This window comes from Pleurocapsa sp. PCC 7327 (genome assembly GCF_000317025.1).
Lineage (GTDB): Bacteria > Cyanobacteriota > Cyanobacteriia > Cyanobacteriales > Microcystaceae > Hydrococcus.
Genome location: NC_019689.1, coordinates 1,556,923 through 1,574,032, shown reverse-complemented (window position 1 = coordinate 1,574,032; position 17,110 = coordinate 1,556,923). Strand labels below are relative to the sequence as shown.

Below are 17,110 nucleotides of genomic sequence, written 5' to 3'. Positions count from 1 at the left end.
TTTCGATAGGGATAACCGAGCGAAACAGTCGCAGTAACACGATAGATGAAAATTAACTGGTTCCTTTTTTCCTCAAAGCGGTGGCGCAAGCTAGGACGACTTTTCAGTTTATGCTTGCTCTGTTTTGCCCTAGCGGTTGGCTGCAATCGAGAGCAAAGTTCTCTTCCCACGCAGGTGGCGGTCAACAATCGCGATCGCATCACTATCGGCACGACGCTACAACCCCGCACTCTCGATCCTGCTGACAGTTACGAACTAGCTGGATTGATGGTTATCTATAACCTCAGCGATACCCTCTATACTTATGAACTCGGTACTCCCAAATTAAAGCCTCAATTAGCGACGGCAATGCCCAAAGTCAGCGAGGACGGCTTGACTTACACCATCCCCCTGCGGCAGGGCGTTATTTTTCACGATGGAACGCCTTTTAACGCCGAAGCGATGGCGTTTTCTCTCAAACGCTTCATCGAAAATGGCGGCGAACCCTCTTTCTTATTGGCAGATACCGTTGAAAAAATAGAAGCAACGGGAGAACGCGAACTGACCATCAAACTCAAACGACCGTTTGCAGCTTTTCCCTCACTGCTAGCTTTTCCCGGCGCTTGTGCCGTTTCTCCCAAAGCCTATGAAATCGGGCAGGAGAAATTTAATCCCACTAAATTTGTCGGCACGGGTCCCTATCGGTTGGCGCGCTACAGAAACGATTCGGTGCGCCTAGAAGCCTTCGATCGCTACTGGGGAGAAAAACCTAATAATAAGGGGATTAACCTGCAAATCTATGCAGGCAATGAGGCAAACTTGTATAATGCCTTCCGTAGCAAGGCTGTCGATGTAGCTTATCAATCTCTCGCTCCCCAACAGATTAGAAAGCTGCAAGAGGGCGCGGCTAGCGGCAACTGGCAAGCGATTGAAACATTGGGCGGTGCCGTCAATTTTATGGCGCTCAATCTCAATCTCGAACCGATAAAACAAAGAGCCGTTCGAGAAGCGATCGCGGCTTTAATCGATCGCCCGTTTCTGATCGAGCGAGTCTTGCAGGGACGGGGAGAACCCGTCTATAGCCTAATTCCCAAGACGTTTGATGTTTATAAGCCAGTATTTGAAAAAACCTACGGCGATGCCAATCTAGCGGCAGTCAAACAACTACTAGCCGAAGCGGGATACTCGGCTCAAAATCCGGTGACGGTAGAACTTTGGCACTCTTCGAGTTCGCTTCCTTTCAGCATCGTAGCTGCTATCCTCAAAGCGATCGCCAAACGCGATTTAGACGGGGCAATCCAATTCGAACCGAATAGCATTGCCAGAACTGCCTTTTTTGGTTACGTCAGTCAAGGCATTTATCAAATCTCTTTTTCTAATTGGTATCCCGATTTTTTAGATGCTGATAACTATGTCTATCCCCTGCTGCACTGCGCTAAGGGAACCGAAGCCAAAGGGTGCGAGGAGGGAGGCTCTCAAAATCAGGGTTCCTCTTACTATAGCGATCGCGTCAACCAATTAATCGAACGGCAGCGACAAGAACAAAATCCTCAAAAACGAAAGGCAATCTTTGCTGAAATTCAGGAAATTCTTGCCCGCGACGTTCCCTACATTCCCCTTTGGCAAACGAAAGACTATGCTTTTGCTCAAAATGACATTGCTGGAGTGACTATCAATCCCAGTCAAACTTTTCCTTTCTGGACGATAAAACGCAACTAAGCGCCAGGAAGTGAGATTATAGATGAATCGGTTGGGCTAGGACTGGACTTTTCCCGCTTGGGAAAGCAATAATTCATGGTTGTGGGTTTTGCGATCTTCTTCTGAGTTCGAGCTAGGGTGAGGCTCAGAAAAAGATGTTGCTTTGACAACAACCCATAGACCCGTCTTTGGATCTCGATAGGTCGTAAAAGGATTTGGCTGTAAGGGTTCGTTAGATGACTTAACCATTTTGACTGTCGCTTTTATCTTGTTTTTATTGTAGTTCGCAGGCAAACACCAACTATGACCGAGATATCTCAAAAACTGCGATCGAAATCACATATTCAAGCGATCTCGATCGCTCTTTCAACTACTTTTTTTAACTGGAAGTAATGCGTTTAATCTATTTCCAAATGCTATTTATCGCATCCAATCGAGCGGCGTGCTACTAAAAATTATCTAGGATTATCGAATGAGCATAGAGTCCACAGTCGATCTAGCTATCAAACAAAATTTAGAACAATTTTTAATCGTTTTGTCAGTTTCATTAAGCGTCGCTACCGTATCGCGAATTTTTAGTTGGGTTCGCAAAATTCCTTATACATTATTGTTAGTAATAGTCGGACTCGTTTTAGCTTTCATAGACATTCGTTTAGTCAATCTTTCCCCAGAATTAATTTTAGAAATCTTTCTTCCTCCTTTATTATTTGAAGCTGCCTGGAATGTCCGCTGGCGAGATTTAAAAGAAAATTGGTTTCCTATCACTCTCTTTGCCATTTTTGGTGTAATTATTTCCGTCGTTGGCGTTGCTTTTGCCCTCAATCAATTCACGGCTTTATCTTTAATGACCGCTCTATTAGTAGGAGCGAGTCTTTCAACTACCGATCCGGTTTCTGTCGTCGCTCTCTTTCGGGAAGTCGGTGCCGGAAAACAATTATCGGTTTTGATGGAGGGAGAAAGTTTATTTAATGATGGCGTAGCCGTCGTGATTTTCGTTTTATTGGTAGAAATCGTACAAGGAACCCAAGACTTTTCAGTTGAAACAACGCTCGCCCGCTTCTTTACTTTTGCTGGGATAGGGGTAGGCATGGGATGTCTGGTTGGGTTTGGCATTTCCTATCTTACTCAGCGACTCGATCTCCCCCTCGTCGAACAATCTTTAACGCTCGTCTCTGCCTACGGCACCTATTTAATTACCGAAGAATTAGGCGGTTCGGGAGTTATTGGCGTTGTCACCGTCGGTCTTATTTTAGGCAATTTTGGCTCAAGAGTCGGCATGAATCCGCGCACTCGCTTGCTGGTTTCGGAATTTTGGGAGTTTTTAGCCTTTTTTGTCAATTCAATCGTTTTTTTACTGATTGGCGATCGCATTAAAATTTCTAGTCTCAGCGATAATTTGGACTTAATTTTTGTTGCGATCGCAGCCGTCATCGTGACGAGAAGTATTGCTATTTATGGCTTGGCAAGTTTGAGTAATTGGATGGCAAATACTAAAATTACTTTAAGAGAACAGACGGTTTTATGGTGGGCGGGATTGAGAGGTTCTGTCTCCATTGCCCTAGCTTTGAGCGTACCCGCAACGTTAATAGAAAGACAAGAAATTATAGAAACTGTCTTTGGCGTAGTTTTATTTACCCTATTATTTCAGGGATTGACGACAAAATTTTTACTCGAAAAACTGGAGTTAATTGGCGATCGCCCCCTTCGGCAACAATATTCAGAATTGCTTGCCCGTCGAGTTGCCCTCAAGCGAGTGTTAGATTATTTAGCCAAACTCGATAATTCTCCCGGTGTCGATCCCGAATTGTACCGTCAGGAAAAAGAATTAATCAAAGGGCAACTGGAGACAGTAGAAGAAAATATTCAAAAGCTACAAACGCAGTACGCTCAACTGCGATCGCTCGATATGGAACAACTGCGAGAACAATTATTAGAAATCGAAGCCGATACCTATGCCGAGTTTATTCGAGCCGGACGATTAAATGCAAATATTCCCCCATTACTTCAAGAAATTTGGGCAAAAGGGCAGGAAAGATAATTGTTATTTGTCATTAGTTATTGGTCATCTGCCATGGGGATTGGGGGAAAGGTTAAGGGGAAAAGGGGAAAGGAAATTTTCATTTTTCCCCCTTCTCCTTTTCCCTTGTCCCTAAAAAAATTTGTCATTGGTCATTAGTCATTTTTAGGTTATTTTTAGTTTAATTAAGCTAAATACCTTCTATTTCTTCCAATCGATTCATTTCTGCCAAAGTTTGCCAACCGGCTTGCCAAAGGGATTTATCTTGGAGCTGTTTGGCATTAATCCAAAAGCGAACGTTCGGATCGCAGGAAGCGACCATTTCAGCAAAAACCCATTGCCCTCGATCTCTGCGGTTAATTACTTGAAAATGTCGCCATCCCCAAGTCGTTTGCTTCGCCGTCCACTTCGATCCCAATAAATAAGGAAACTTTTGTTTGTTTGCCATATTCCTTTACCTAGCCCCAATATACCCTAAAATAAAATCTGCTCGACCGAGTAAGATTTTTTTGGTAGTAGACTCTCGTCCGTGGTTTAATTCTGCTAATGTAATCTAAAAATTATCATTTGATTGTTAGGTTCAAATCTGAATTGCCGCTGGGCTAGTCGTCTGTAGCGTCTGTAGGAAGTTAATGATGTTCGATCCGATCTCTCGTCAAGTTTTTAGTACTAGAAGCCGCCGAGCTTCTGCCCTAACCGCCGCCTTTGTAGTATTTTCTTCTTTTTTAAGCGTGCCAGCCTATGCCCAACAGCCGCTTACAACCACAAACGTTCAAGCTCCAAACGCTAGCAATTTATCGCCAACAGAAACAGAATATACCCTGGGAGCAGGCGATCGCATCCGCGTCGATATTTTTCAGGTAGAAGAACTAAGCGGAGAGTTCCTAGTCTTAGTGGACGGCACCGTCAGCTTTCCCCTGGTTGGCAACCTGAAAGTCGAGGGGCTGACCACGCAGCAACTCAGCTCCGTTTTATCGCAGAACTATGCCCCCTTTCTCAAGCGTCCCGTCGTTACCGTCAGCCTGCTTGCTCCCCGTCCCCTTAAAATTGCTGTTGCAGGAGAGGTCAATAGTCCCGGTTCGTATACGCTACCTCTAGGAGAAACGGGAAAATTTCCCTCAGTGACCGATCTGATTCGGCAAGCTGGGGGAGTTACTGCATCTGCGGATGTCGGTCAAGTACAAATTCGACGATTTTTTCAAGGAAAACAACAAGTTTTGACCTTGAATATGTGGGAGTTACTTCAGGAAGGCAATCAAGGTCAGAATGTGACTTTGCGCGATGGAGACACAGTGATCGTCCCCACAAAAACAGAAAGCGATCCAGCAGAAATTCGTCAACTCGCCGATGCTAACTTTGGCATTCAGGCAGATCGAGAACTGAACGTAGCAGTGGTTGGAGAAGTGGCTCGTCCGGGCTCTTACAAACTTACCCCACAACAAGGAAGGACTGGCGAGAATAATACTAACATCAACAATGTCAAACTAGAACCTCCCCGGTTGAGCAATGCCATTCAACTTGCTGGAGGAATTAAACCTTTAGCAGACGTTCGTCAGATAGAAGTTCGTCGCCAAACGCGATCGGGAACCCAACAGATTATCGCGGTGAATTTGTGGGATCTGCTTCAGTCCGGAGATATCGATCGAGACGTTATTTTACAAGATGGAGATACAATCGTCATCCCGACCGCCGAAGCTCTAAACCCAGAAGAATCCGAATCCCTGGCGGCTGCAAGTTTTTCTCCAGCAACAATTCGAGTTAACGTAGTCGGGGAAGTCAAACAACCAGGCGTGGTAGAAGTTCCGCCCAATACTCCGCTAAACCAAGCGCTGTTAGCCGCAGGAGGCTTTAACGAGCAGCGTGCCGAGACCGATAAGGTAGAGTTAGTTCGCCTCAATCCCAATGGCACGGTAACTAAGCGAGAAATCGAGCTAGATTTTTCCAGCGGGATAGATGATGAGAAAAATCCAACCTTGCGCAACAATGATGTGGTTGTCGTTAATCGTTCTGGTTTGGCAAGTGCAACGGATACTCTGGGTACGGTGTTAAGTCCTATCGGCTCGATTTTTGGTTTCTTTAATTTCTTTAGAATTTTTAATTAATATTGTGACGAGGTTGGAAATGGAAAAATTAAACTTTTAAGATTAAAGTTCGCACAAAATTAGGTGAGGATAAGCAGTATGGAAGACAAAGCTTCCGCGCAATACACCCTACTAAAAGCCCAAGAAAATGGGAATCATATCTATCCCCAACCCTTGCTGGCTAAACCCGATCGCGATGAAGACGAAGAAATCAATCTGCGTCAGTTATCGGCGATCGCTAAATACCGCCTGCGACTGATCGCCTCAGTTGCGATCGGCGTGACAGTTCTTACTAGCTTATGGACTTTTACTCGAACCCCGATCTACGAAGGCAAGTTTCGACTTTTGATTGGAAAGCCAATCGATAACGAGGAAATGAAAACGGGAGCGGAAAATCTGCTCAAGGGTTTAGGGGTTAGAAACAATGAAATAGACTACGATAGTCAAATAGAAGTTTTGCTCAGTCCTAGCATTCTCAATCCGATTGTTGAGAAGATAGCCTCTAAATATCCTGACGATAAACAAGATGAATACGATGAATTTGTCTTTGAAGAAAAGAAAAAGAAATCGCCACTGCAAATCGAACGATTAGAAGAAACCAAAATTTTAGAGATCTCCTTCAAAGACAAAGACCAAGAAAAAATTAATTATGTTTTAGACCTTCTAGCGGATGCTTATCTGCGCTATTCGTTAGACGAACGAAAAAGCGAGATCGACCAAGGAATTGAGTTTGTCAAACAGCAGTTGCCCAAGTTACGCCAGCAAGTTCGGCTAAGAGAAGAACAACTGCAACAGTTTCGACAGCGGCAGAGCTTTTTCAATCCAGAGAGACAAGCCGATCTGTTATCCGAGCAGCTATCTAGCTTGCAAAGAAGGTACTTAGACACTCGGGTCAGAATAAACGAACTCAATTCTTTGTATCAAATTCTGGAAAAACAGCTGGGATTCGATCCCGATCGCGCAATTATAGCGAGTTATCTTAGCGAAGCACCTCGCTATCAAGAATTACTCAAACAACTCCAGAAAGTCGAAATTGCACTCGCCCAACAATCGGCGATTTATCAAGATAGCAGTCCAGTCATTAAGAACCTCCAAGAAAAACGAAACAATTTGCTGCCCCTGCTGCAAGAGGAAGCCCAAAAAGTGTTAGGCAAGAAATTATCTGGAATCGTGGCTAACTCTCCCTCCCTGGCTTCTCCCAGTTCGCTACGGTTAGGACTCACTCGACAGTTTATTGAAACTGCCAACGAACGCGAAGCCTTACAGATCAGGCGCAATGCCCTAGAACGGCAAATCCAGAGCGCAAGACGGAGAATTCGGCAGATGCCTTTATTGGCTCGTCAATATACAGAGCTATTGCGAGAATTGAAGGTAGAAACCGAAGGCTTGAATCGGTTTTTGGAGCAGCAGCAAAATCTCCAGATCGAAGCCGCTCAGCGGGTCGTTCCTTGGAAAATTATTGCTCAGCCAAAAACAGGAGAAGATCCTGTCTCTCCCAAACCCGTCCGAAATATAGCTTTGGGCTTAGTAGGAGGTTTATTATTGGGATTGGGGGCTGCCTTTTTGGCAGAACGCTTAGAACCAGTTTTTCATTCTTCTGAAGAACTTAAAAAAGCAGCTAATCTCCCACTTCTTGGCGTTATCCCCCTACAAAAAGATCTTCAGGATATCGAGAAAACGCTGAAATTCAGTCTGCCCAAGCTACAAATCGGCAATAATCCCATCGGTTCTCTAAATGAGAATGGTTCTCAGTCCAAGGGCTATCAATCATCGGGATTCCTGGAGGCATTTCGTTCGCTCAATACCAATATTCAACTGTTGGGCGGCGATCGCGAGTTTAACTCTTTGGTAATTAGTTCGGCGCAAGCAGGAGACGGAAAATCTACCGTTTCTACCAACTTGGCTCAGGCAGCAGCCGCAATGGGACAGCGCGTACTCGTCATCGATGCCGACCTTCGACGACCTCAAGTCCACAAGCGGCTGGGAATCGCCAACGATCGCGGACTGAGTAACGTTCTCGCAACGGGGTTGTCAACACAAGAAGCGATCCAACAAGTTCCTCAGTGGGAAAATTTATTTGTGATGACGGCTGGGGATATTCCTCCCGATCCGCTCAGGTTACTTGCCTCCAAGCGCATGAAACAAGTGATAGAGGAATTGCACCACAAGAGTACCTTCGATCTGATTATTTACGATACGCCGCCCGTGTTGGGGTTTGCCGACGGTCGGATTTTGGCAGCACTGACCAGTGGCATCGTTTTAGTGACAAGGATAAATAAAACTGACCGCACGGCTTTGAAGAACTGTGTCGATCAATTGAGGCTGGCGCACGTTTCTATCCTGGGTTTAGTCGCCAATGGAGAGAGCAGTAACAGTTCCGGTGCTTTTCAATACGGTCACTACTATAGCGATCGCTAAGTTTGTTAAACAATTCAAAATTCAAAGTGCAAAGTTCAAAATGTTTGGCTTGCTCATTTTGAACTTTGTACTCTCAACTTTAAATTATCATGACTGTCGCAAACAACACTCCTATTTTATTTTCTACCTTTGTGCTGACCTTGTTATTAATGGTTGGCTTATTTTTCTTTATTCGTGCCTCGGTAAAAGAACGAACCGAACAAATCAAACTGATGGCAGAAGAATCCGAAGCCTCTCTCCTCGAACGATTGCAGGCGTATTTTTCCGGGCGCGCCTATCAGCTGGCTGCCGTCGATGCCGACCGCCATCGGCTCGTTTTTCAAGGATTGGTTCGTCCGAGTTGGTTTTTGGCGATTTTTTTAACGGTGTTAGCGGCGTTGGGGTTGCTTTGTTTGTCCCTCGTTCTCTCGCTGCTATACCCCTCCCTAACCAACTTGTTTTTCTGTGCGATCGCACTATCGCCTGTTGCTGGCGTTTTTTACTGGAAGGGAGCCAAACGTCTCGAACGGGTTTATCTAGAAGTCAAACCGCTTTCGACGGAGGAAGGAGCAGCCAAAACTCTCGCGATCGTGACGGCGCATCGAGACGAACTACGCCAACTCCAACAAGCGTTACCATGGGATCGATGGCTGGTTACGGATAATTGAAAAAAATATTCCCACCCGACCCGCACAGATTGCAGATTGGATGGGATAATTAACTCGAACTTAAAAGTCGCCGATGATTTTAGCGGTTGCTGCCAGCCGCGATCGGAACTTTACTACCCTGCGGCTGAAGATCGCGCAAACTCGGAAAGAGAAAATGATTCTCTTCTACATATTGAGCACCGAACAAACCTTTTTCTGCCCAAAAGTATCTATCCGTTGTATGCTCGTTGCGTTTGACAACCAACAATGCTGGCGGGGTAATTCCTAGCGATTGGATAAATTTGCGTGCGGCTGTGACAGGTTTATCTTCGCCGCTTTCAATACTATACTGGGGTACTAATTCCAGAATTTTACGTCCTTCTTGGCGACGGCGACTTTTACGCTTCCGTTTTCTTGCCAACCCTCTTACCTCCTATTCTGGCAACTCGCTGTAATCCTAGTTACAAAAGCCGTGGCAATTATATCCGGTTGAGTTGAGAAAATCAACCACCTCTCAGGAATAGATTGGTCGTTCTCCGGGTCTAAAACAAAAGCTATACGTAGTTTTGAGTTATGGTAGCGATAGGACAGACAAAATAATTAATACAAAAAGTAATTTTTCTTCATAAAACTTCAACAAAGTTTCTAGAACTCAGATGTCTCGTTCGCGTCCCCTCTTTATTCCTCCAAGTTCAGAGTTTATTGCCCTCTGTCAGTCTCAAATTGCCTTATTGACTAAAGGACTCAAGGCAGACTGGAGTGCAGTGTATTTGGCTGAGGAAATCTTAGGAAGTGCAGATACTCACTTGATTCCTATTGCAATCTATCCACAGACAGATTCGGTTTGGAAATCTGAGGCTTGTTTGAGCATCTTGCCGGAAGTTTGGAATAGAGTGACTGCATCCGTTCCCTTGCTCTTAGGCTCATCTGTCGATGAAATTAGCCAATCCCATCGCGAAACCGAAATCGATACATCAAAAGCTTTATGGGAGGTTTTCTACCCTGAAGGACAGCATCAAATGGTTTTTCCGTTGATGGACGAAGATAGGGTAATGGGTTTACTGGTGACGGGACGCAAAAAGCGGCAATGGAAAGAAAACGAATTAGGCCAGATCGAGCAAATCGCCAAAACCATAGCACTGGCTTGCTTGTTGGATCGGCGACAAAGTTGGTATCAGCAGCAGTTAAGCCAGCAGTATCGGATTCGTCGCCTAGAGAAAGACAGATTGGATAGTTTGCTCCATCAATTGCGCAATCCTTTAACGGCATTGCGAACCTTTGGCAAGCTGCTACTCAAGCGTCTACTACCGGAAGATCGCAATCAGTCAGTCGTCCAAGGAATTTTACGAGAAAGCGATCGCCTGCGAGAATTGCTGCAAGAATTTGAGGCAGATATAGACGCGACTGCTGACGACACTAATGCGGTGACCCTAGAAACCAATGCTTTGTCTTTACCCGCAGCCGCCTCGGTTGGCGATTCGCCTTCGCTGTTGCTGGGCAATTCTCTGAGTTTGAAAGCAACAAAAGTAAAAGATGTTCTAGAACCGCTATTAGATTCCGCCCGTGCGATCGCACAAGAAAAAGACATTCATCTGAGTGCCGATCTTTGTGCTACTTTACCTCCCGTGCAAGCCAATTCTAAAGCATTACGAGAAGTATTAAGCAATTTAATCGATAATGCCCTCAAATATACTCCCGCAGGCGGAACGGTGCATATTGCCACTGGATTGGAACGGGCCGATGGAACTGGGAATTGGCAGGGAATTGCCGTGTGCGACACGGGTTATGGAATTCCGCTAGAAGATCGAGAACATCTTTTCGAGCGGCACTATCGCGGAGTTCAGGCGCAAGGGGAGATTCCTGGAACGGGGTTGGGACTGGCGATCGTCAGAGAATTAGTCGAACAAATGCATGGCAAAATCGACTTAATCAGTCCCAATGAAATGAGTCAAAATCCGGCTTTACCTGGAACGACTTTTATTGTTTGGCTACTTGTCGCAGCGGCTCGATGAAATTAGCCACAGTAAAGTTATATTAACATCTTAATAAAGCGTACCGTTGTAATAGCCAATGCTCTCTGAGATTAAAGATTTAGCAGAAACCCTAGCGCCTCGATTGATTGAAATTCGCCGCCATATCCATGCCCATCCCGAATTAAGCGGACAGGAATATCAAACGGCTGCCTACGTCGCGGGGGTTTTGTCTTCCTGCGGCGTTCAGGTACAAGAAGCGGTAGGCAAAACAGGCGTTGTAGGAAACCTGCAAGGGAACGGCAGCGACGCTCGCATTTTGGCAATTCGCACCGATATGGATGCTCTGCCCATTCAGGAGAGAGCCGATCTAGAGTTCGCCTCTCGCAAACCCGGAATTATGCACGCCTGCGGTCATGACGTGCATACAACCGTAGGGTTGGGAGTGGCAATGGTGTTGTCTCAGCTTACAGAACCCCTGCCAGGAAATGTACGCTTTCTGTTTCAACCCGCCGAAGAAATCGCTCAGGGAGCTAGCTGGATGATTCGAGACGGGGCGATGCGAGATGTAAGTGCTATTTTTGGGGTTCACGTATTTCCTTCGATTCCAGCCCGTTCTGTGGGCATTCGCTATGGGGTACTGACGGCAGCGGCAGACGATTTAGAAATCTTTATTCAGGGAGAGTCGGGTCATGGGGCGCGTCCTCACGAAGCGATCGATGCCATTTGGATTGCCTCTCAGGTGATTACAACCCTACAGCAAGCTATCAGTCGCACGCAAAATCCCTTGCGTCCCATTGTCTTAACGATCGGACAAATTAGCGGCGGCAGGGCGCCAAATGTGATTGCCGATCGCGTGCGGATGGCGGGGACGGTGCGATCGCTTCATCCCGATACCCATGCCAATTTACCGCAGTGGATTGAAAGAATTGTCGCCAATGTCTGCAATAGCTATGGCGCGAAATACGAAATGAACTATCGTCGCGGCGTACCTTCAGTACAAAATGATTTAACTTTGACTCAGCTATTGGAAACTGCTAGCCGAGAGGCTTGGGGAAGCGAGCGCGTACAGCTTCTCACCGAACCGTCTTTGGGGGCAGAAGATTTTTCTCTCTATCTAGAACAAGCCCCCGGAAGCATGTTTCGTCTGGGGATAGGGTATCCCGACAAGCACAATCCTCCCTTGCATCATCCCGAATTTGAGGTGGATGAATCAGCGATCGTAACGGGGGTAGTAACGCTAGCTTATGCAGCTTATAAGTATTGGCAAGTAGTGCGATGAAGAGAATGTTTACGGGTAACAATGACTTTCTAATAGGTGCATGATAGCAGTCGCATGACCTGCCCAAAGGGGCGTATTAAGATTGGCAATTCTCAATCCTCTTGCTGTCCAATGGTTGCTATTATTTAGCAATGAATAAGTTCCTTGAGCCTCATAAAAGGTGGCATTCCACTGAGGTTTGTCTGCTACTCGAATGATTTTACCACAGGCATCTCTTTGAAAGGACTGCTCGATAAATTGCATCAATTTCAAATAGTTAGTCTGGCTCACGCCAACGCATTTAATTTCCTCATGCCGCGGTAAATTGCGATAGCGTTGAACTCTAATAACAGAGGCATTGGGAAGCAACAGCGCTCTCAAACCGTAGAGAATTTTGCGACCGAGTTGCACGGGCGGATTGATGTACCAAGCACGTTCTCCCCAACCAAATGCCAAATAGTGGTAGTCCGAGCGAGCATTTTCATTGGCATTATCGATCGTTAAATAATCTCGCCAATCAAAGATTGCATTGCGAACCGGAACGAAGATATTGGAATGGTATCCAAATTTGGCAACGCAAACTCGATACTGACAGCTTGCTTGCGAGTCATCATCCCATTTCCTTGGAATCCATAAACCGATCGCGGGGAATAATACTATCAATAAGCAAGTGCTCAAAAGGTAACGAATTATTACTTTAGGTTTCATGTGGAATTGTCCAGCAATTCAGCCATTGCTTTGGCTCGAACTAACCAATCGGGATCGCGAGCTGCTATCTCTTTGCCGCTATCGTCTCCAAACTGTTTTAATGCTAGCAAACAGGCATATTTCAAATCCCAAATATTAGTATTCAAAGACGCTTTAAGCAGAGGAATCGCCCGTTCGTCCCCTAAATTAGCTAGCGCGATCGCAGCGGCAGCGCGAGATTTTTGAAACTGGGGGCGAGGATTTTGTAAGGCTTCTACTAGCAGATCGAAAGCAGGAGCATATTTGAGCCAGCCGAGCAGTTTGATAACGTGATAGTGCGCTCCGTAGTCGTTGTGCGCTTGTTCGGCATAAGTTGCCATCAACGCCTCTGGTGCTTCGTCTGGATAGATTTCTAGCAGCGTTTTACTGGCGAGATAACACCGTCCGAAATCGGTCTGGTATAGCTCGTTAACGAGAAAGGCTAAACTAGGAGGCTGGTCGTATTCGTGAACTAAATTTAGCTCGTCTGGGCGATCGCGGATTGCTCGATCCAAATGGGGTTCTATTTCCTGAAAACTAATTTTCCCGGCGGACGTGCCTGTATCGGCTAACAAGCGAATTCCTCGCAGTCTAAAAATAACAGAGACGGGGCATTTCGCAATCTCAGGAATCGCATCGTAATACTGGGCATCGATCAAATCTTGAATGCAAGCTCGCCGTGCATTGACGCTTTCGTGTTGCAGGAAGCCAACAACTTTACCAATCTGGCTATAATCGCCGCTAAAACGGGCAACGGCTGCGATCGCAGCAGAAGCAATTGGTTCGTTATCAGAGTCAACAAATTTTTGAATCCGATCTAGAGCGTTTCGATAGTTAAATTTAGCCAACGTCTGAATAATAACCCGATAACTCTGTTCCGGCTTATCTAACAATTGGGCGATCTCTTCTAAAATTGCCTCATCATCTGTGCCAATTTCCCCAATTGCCCAAACTGCATTTTCTACTGTGTAACAATCTTCATCCGCTAAGCAAGCGCGAATGACGGGTATGGCTACTGTTGCTTTTAATCGTCCTAAACTTTCTATGGCTTTGCGTCGCGTGATGCGATTGTAGAGGTCTCGATCGCGAACGCGAACGGCTTCAATCAAAGCATCGATCGCGCGTTCTGTGGGAAAGTTAATTAAATGAGAAGCGGCAATGTAGCGATCGGTTTTATCTTCAAGTTGCTCTGGCGGGGTTTTTAAGAGCGCGATCGCCTCGTCTTCGGTCAAATTAAAGATATTGAAAAAACGTTTGTCCATCTTCGATTGATTATCGGTGTAAGGGTGCGATATATCGCGTTTGTCCATTAGAGAGCGGAAATCCGATCGAATTTGCTTAAAATTGATTGGTGGGTGCGAGCATCTTGCTCGCAAGTTAGGCTTACACGCGAGCAGGATGCTCGCACTTCTAACTCGAATATCTTTATTTAATCAGATTTAAGAACTCTTACTGAAGTCACGATCGCGCAATCTGGATGTATTCACAAAAGGTTTGCCAGTTGGCAGCCCAATCTGCGAAGGGCGAACCCGTGCATTTAGCGACCTCAAGTCTTAGCGTTTTCACTTTTCTTAGTGCCATTCGTGTTTCAACCCTTGCTTAGCTATGCGATCTCTGCTGTTTCCCCATTCTCCCTATTCCTGACTAGATTAGGTCGCTATCGGTACGGGTTTTGAGAACTTTTAATGCTCGGTAGGTACACTCAAGATCGGGCAGTCCTACAGGCATACGCGCAAATCCTCCCCGTTCCATCTGGCACATTCGCACAAACTGCAGGGCTGCGTCAAAATAAGGAATTTCCATCTGCAACATGAGACTGGCAAAAATACCTGCATATATCACTTCAAGACTGGTCGCGATCCCCTCTTCTGTTAAGGTAAATCCAGTCTGAGGAACCTGGAGACGCTGTATAAACTGGCGAGTGTCGTCCATGTGGCTCAGGTCATAATCCAGCTCCTCTAGCAGTGAAATACTCCAATAAGTATCAATTAGGTTTGGTTTAATGCCGAAGCCTCCCTCGTTTTTTAGATTCAGAACAAAATCGATGATTTGCTGATGATTCGGTATCGCTCCACAGAGTTTTTTAGTTCTGACTTTTCGCAGGAGCCATTGCTGGCTGGCACCCGATTCATTGGGATACATCTGCTCTGGCAGGAGGATTTCCAGACGGCTGAGAACTTCCTGCCAAAATTCATCCAGATGCAGACTGCCCATGCGGTAAAGCGTATAGAAGGGAAAGTACAGGTAGTTAAAGGCAGAGGCACTGTGAATTTTCGATAGCGTGCCCGTTGGCGGCAAAAGGCACGTTTTTAGCTCGGTCAAAATTTGATGGAGATAGGCTTCTACGCGATCGCGGTTGGGAATGGCTTCTCCTAAAAGTTGAAAAGATGCCACGGCAAAAAATGTATCTCTGGGATTGGGTTCTTCCAGGTATTCCATTTTGTAAGCACAGAAGCCCCCGTTGGCGCACTGTTTATCACTCAAATATTGAATAGTGCGTTCAGCAATATTATTCGTTCGCAGATTTGACATTTAACGACCTCGTGAATACTCCTACCGCTAAACCCTGACGAGTTCTAGCAGGGGCTTCTTACCAACCCCAGCTACTGCTTCGGCTCCTCGATAGGCTTTATTGAGGGGTATTCCCACCGCCAATTTGTTTTATATTTTTGCATTAACATCACGACACAAAACAGTCCCACAGTTATCGCAACTATGGATTCTATCCTTTAACTTCTTGGGAACTTTATAACCACTGTTAGCTATTTTTTGATGTGTTCTAGCAAGTTTAGATACCGCTTTTTTACGATTATTGCTTCCTTTTCTTTTACGAGAAACTTTCTTTTGTTTGACTCTTAATCTTTATCTGAGCTTTACGCTAATGTTTTTGAATCTCAATCTCTTCTCCGTCGCTAGTTACCAAGAAAGATTTCAGTCCCCTATCAATACCGATAGTGTTTTCCCAAGTAGGAATAGTATCGATAGTTATTTGAGGGACTGATTTATCCTCTAAGGATAGAGTGACATAATAACCATCGGCTTTCTTGGTTATCGTAGCTGTTTTAACGGTGAAACCAGCAGGTAATTTTCTATGTTGAATTAATTTAACTTTACCTATTTTAGGTAGATTAATTAATCTGTTAGAGATACAGTCTTGCTTCATTTTAGTATAGGTAAAACTACGATATCTACCTATTCCTTTGCAGCGAGGCTTTCCTGATTTCTTCCCTTTAGCATCTCCTTTTTGAAACCTATCAAAAGATTTTTTTACTCTTTCAACGCAATCTGGCAAAACTTGGGAATAAATTCCTTTCAACCCAGGAAACAATTCTTTTGTCTTAACCAAATCTCGTTTTTGGGAGTAATACGAAGGCTGTTCTTTTAATTGAGGTAAATGGCAGACTCAGACTACTAGAGAACAAGAGTTAAGATCGCAACGATTCTGTTCGTACCAGTTAAGACGTTCAGCCACACGATAGTTGGGCATTGCTGAATAAGCATATGATTCACTGAGGGACAGGCACCTCTCCAAATTTCAGGTAGTGCAGTAACAATTTGAGCGAGTGCTTTAGCATTGCTACGGACTTCGAGTAGCACAACGTCTTGCGGTGCAATCGAGCCAGGTAGTGACGTAATCGGGTATTTTCGCCTTCCACCCGCGTCATGTAAGTCTTGCTGATAATGTGGTCGCCATCGGGAATGAAACCAGGATAGACCTTCCAACCATCGGTGACATAGAAATAGCACTTCCAAGCGGCCACGATGGCCCACAAGGGACGGAACGTTTCCGCGCTATGAGCCCCTAAAACCCACCCTAAAATCCCCGCTTTGAAGTGGTCAACGGCAGTCCACAGCCAAATCTTGTTTTTTTGTGCCCACAAAGGTCTCCAACTCATCCAATTCCCCCACTTCCGGCGTGACTTCTGGTTCGTAAGCATCGGCTAACAATTCCCCAATTTGCTTGACCCAAGTAATCACCGTTGTATGGTGAACGCCTTTGACTCGTTCAATGGCTCGAAATCCCATGCCGTTGACATCCAGTTTGAGACAGTCCCGCTTAAACTCATCACCATAGCCTGCAGGGGGATCATAGGTTTCAATGAACTGCCGCCGACAAGCTTTACAAAGGTAATTTTGTTTACCTCTTTGCTTACCGTTCTTACCGAGCGCAGTAGAGCCACATTCAGGACATTGCATTGGTTTTACCCTCGTTTCATATCCTCATTATGCAATGCCGATAGTTGTATTGCCTTCTTAGAAGCTCTAGCCAACTATCAATAACGGCTTTCTGTTTAGTGTTTGGTTTTAGCTTATACTGGTATGCTGTCCTCATT

16 protein-coding genes are annotated in these 17,110 nt (G+C 45.4%); 7 read left to right on the top strand and 9 right to left on the bottom strand.

The features are described 5' to 3' along the window. Positions 1–45: 45 nt before the first annotated feature. Complete coding sequence (locus tag PLE7327_RS07050; protein ID WP_015143164.1) at positions 46–1,698, top strand: ABC transporter substrate-binding protein; 1,653 nt, start codon at positions 46–48, stop codon at positions 1,696–1,698. A 36-nt stretch (positions 1,699–1,734) separates the two neighbouring features. Here the strand turns inward: PLE7327_RS07050 and PLE7327_RS07045 are convergent, their stop codons facing one another. Continuing rightward, the gene (locus PLE7327_RS07045; RefSeq protein WP_015143163.1) at positions 1,735–1,926 is read right to left on the bottom strand and encodes a hypothetical protein; all 192 of its coding nucleotides are present in this window, start codon (positions 1,924–1,926) and stop codon (positions 1,735–1,737) included. 223 nt (positions 1,927–2,149) lie between these two features. On the opposite strand from PLE7327_RS07045, the gene PLE7327_RS07040 reads away from it, so the two are divergent. After that, positions 2,150–3,715 (top strand): Na+/H+ antiporter, encoded by a 1,566-nt coding sequence (locus PLE7327_RS07040; protein WP_015143162.1) that lies wholly within the window; start codon positions 2,150–2,152, stop codon positions 3,713–3,715. 169 nt (positions 3,716–3,884) lie between these two features. On the opposite strand, the gene PLE7327_RS07035 is transcribed toward PLE7327_RS07040, so the two are convergent. Continuing rightward, a complete protein-coding gene (locus PLE7327_RS07035) occupies positions 3,885–4,142 on the bottom strand; it encodes a TIGR02450 family Trp-rich protein (protein ID WP_015143160.1) in 258 nt (85 codons plus the stop codon). Between the two features lie 184 nt (positions 4,143–4,326). On the opposite strand from PLE7327_RS07035, the gene PLE7327_RS07030 reads away from it, so the two are divergent. The 3 genes from PLE7327_RS07030 (at position 4,327) to PLE7327_RS07020 (ending at position 8,840) form a co-directional block, all read left to right on the top strand. Next, complete coding sequence (locus PLE7327_RS07030) at positions 4,327–5,796, top strand: SLBB domain-containing protein (RefSeq protein WP_015143159.1); 1,470 nt, start codon at positions 4,327–4,329, stop codon at positions 5,794–5,796. 78 nt (positions 5,797–5,874) lie between these two features. Beyond that, complete coding sequence (locus PLE7327_RS07025; protein ID WP_015143158.1) at positions 5,875–8,193, top strand: polysaccharide biosynthesis tyrosine autokinase; 2,319 nt, start codon at positions 5,875–5,877, stop codon at positions 8,191–8,193. Positions 8,194–8,282: 89 nt separating this feature from the next. Beyond that, a complete protein-coding gene (locus tag PLE7327_RS07020; protein WP_015143157.1) occupies positions 8,283–8,840 on the top strand; it encodes a cofactor assembly of complex C subunit B in 558 nt (185 codons plus the stop codon). A gap of 79 nt (positions 8,841–8,919) precedes the next feature. Here the strand turns inward: PLE7327_RS07020 and PLE7327_RS07015 are convergent, their stop codons facing one another. After that, entirely contained in the window at positions 8,920–9,240 is a 321-nt protein-coding gene (locus PLE7327_RS07015; RefSeq protein WP_015143156.1) for a DUF3155 domain-containing protein, read from the bottom strand. Between the two features lie 235 nt (positions 9,241–9,475). Between PLE7327_RS07015 and PLE7327_RS07010 the strand changes: the two genes are divergently transcribed. Both PLE7327_RS07010 and PLE7327_RS07005 read left to right on the top strand, forming a co-directional pair. Next, a complete protein-coding gene (locus tag PLE7327_RS07010) occupies positions 9,476–10,831 on the top strand; it encodes a GAF domain-containing sensor histidine kinase (RefSeq protein WP_015143155.1) in 1,356 nt (451 codons plus the stop codon). A 58-nt stretch (positions 10,832–10,889) separates the two neighbouring features. Beyond that, a complete protein-coding gene (locus tag PLE7327_RS07005) occupies positions 10,890–12,071 on the top strand; it encodes a M20 family metallopeptidase (protein WP_015143154.1) in 1,182 nt (393 codons plus the stop codon). A 9-nt stretch (positions 12,072–12,080) separates the two neighbouring features. Here the strand turns inward: PLE7327_RS07005 and PLE7327_RS07000 are convergent, their stop codons facing one another. From PLE7327_RS07000 to PLE7327_RS26400, 6 genes are all read right to left on the bottom strand, one after another. Further along, positions 12,081–12,713: a DUF2459 domain-containing protein gene (locus tag PLE7327_RS07000; RefSeq protein ID WP_186005371.1), complete on the bottom strand. Its 633-nt coding sequence runs from the start codon at positions 12,711–12,713 to the stop codon at positions 12,081–12,083. Positions 12,714–12,754: 41 nt separating this feature from the next. Next, complete coding sequence (locus tag PLE7327_RS06995) at positions 12,755–14,038, bottom strand: HEAT repeat domain-containing protein (protein ID WP_041391923.1); 1,284 nt, start codon at positions 14,036–14,038, stop codon at positions 12,755–12,757. A 382-nt stretch (positions 14,039–14,420) separates the two neighbouring features. Continuing rightward, the gene (locus tag PLE7327_RS06990; protein WP_015143151.1) at positions 14,421–15,308 is read right to left on the bottom strand and encodes a prenyltransferase/squalene oxidase repeat-containing protein; all 888 of its coding nucleotides are present in this window, start codon (positions 15,306–15,308) and stop codon (positions 14,421–14,423) included. Between the two features lie 346 nt (positions 15,309–15,654). Continuing rightward, positions 15,655–16,122 carry a transposase gene (locus tag PLE7327_RS22600; RefSeq protein ID WP_051036396.1) on the bottom strand — a complete coding sequence of 156 codons (468 nt, stop codon included), beginning with the start codon at positions 16,120–16,122 and terminating at the stop codon, positions 15,655–15,657. Between the two features lie 160 nt (positions 16,123–16,282). Continuing rightward, positions 16,283–16,973, bottom strand: a protein-coding gene (locus PLE7327_RS23205; RefSeq protein ID WP_144266092.1) for an IS1 family transposase whose coding sequence is annotated in 2 segments (ribosomal slippage) — positions 16,283–16,649 and positions 16,648–16,973 — 693 coding nt in all. Because the reading frame shifts where the segments join, the coding sequence is not laid out codon by codon here. 16 nt (positions 16,974–16,989) lie between these two features. After that, complete coding sequence (locus tag PLE7327_RS26400; RefSeq protein WP_083888287.1) at positions 16,990–17,109, bottom strand: helix-turn-helix domain-containing protein; 120 nt, start codon at positions 17,107–17,109, stop codon at positions 16,990–16,992. Position 17,110: the final 1 nt, after the last annotated feature.

Excerpts from the sequence above, each read along its gene's own strand:
- PLE7327_RS07050 (WP_015143164.1), top strand. The coding sequence starts at position 46 with ATGAAAATTAACTGGTTCCTTTTTTCCTCAAAGCGGTGGCGCAAGCTA.
- PLE7327_RS07045 (WP_015143163.1), bottom strand. The coding sequence starts at position 1,926 with ATGGTTAAGTCATCTAACGAACCCTTACAGCCAAATCCTTTTACGACC.
- PLE7327_RS07040 (WP_015143162.1), top strand. The coding sequence starts at position 2,150 with ATGAGCATAGAGTCCACAGTCGATCTAGCTATCAAACAAAATTTAGAA.
- PLE7327_RS07035 (WP_015143160.1), bottom strand. The coding sequence starts at position 4,142 with ATGGCAAACAAACAAAAGTTTCCTTATTTATTGGGATCGAAGTGGACG.
- PLE7327_RS07030 (WP_015143159.1), top strand. The coding sequence starts at position 4,327 with ATGATGTTCGATCCGATCTCTCGTCAAGTTTTTAGTACTAGAAGCCGC.
- PLE7327_RS07025 (WP_015143158.1), top strand. The coding sequence starts at position 5,875 with ATGGAAGACAAAGCTTCCGCGCAATACACCCTACTAAAAGCCCAAGAA.
- PLE7327_RS07020 (WP_015143157.1), top strand. The coding sequence starts at position 8,283 with ATGACTGTCGCAAACAACACTCCTATTTTATTTTCTACCTTTGTGCTG.
- PLE7327_RS07010 (WP_015143155.1), top strand. The coding sequence starts at position 9,476 with ATGTCTCGTTCGCGTCCCCTCTTTATTCCTCCAAGTTCAGAGTTTATT.
- PLE7327_RS07005 (WP_015143154.1), top strand. The coding sequence starts at position 10,890 with ATGCTCTCTGAGATTAAAGATTTAGCAGAAACCCTAGCGCCTCGATTG.
- PLE7327_RS06995 (WP_041391923.1), bottom strand. The coding sequence starts at position 14,038 with ATGGACAAACGTTTTTTCAATATCTTTAATTTGACCGAAGACGAGGCG.
- PLE7327_RS06990 (WP_015143151.1), bottom strand. The coding sequence starts at position 15,308 with ATGTCAAATCTGCGAACGAATAATATTGCTGAACGCACTATTCAATAT.
- PLE7327_RS26400 (WP_083888287.1), bottom strand. The coding sequence starts at position 17,109 with ATGAGGACAGCATACCAGTATAAGCTAAAACCAAACACTAAACAGAAA.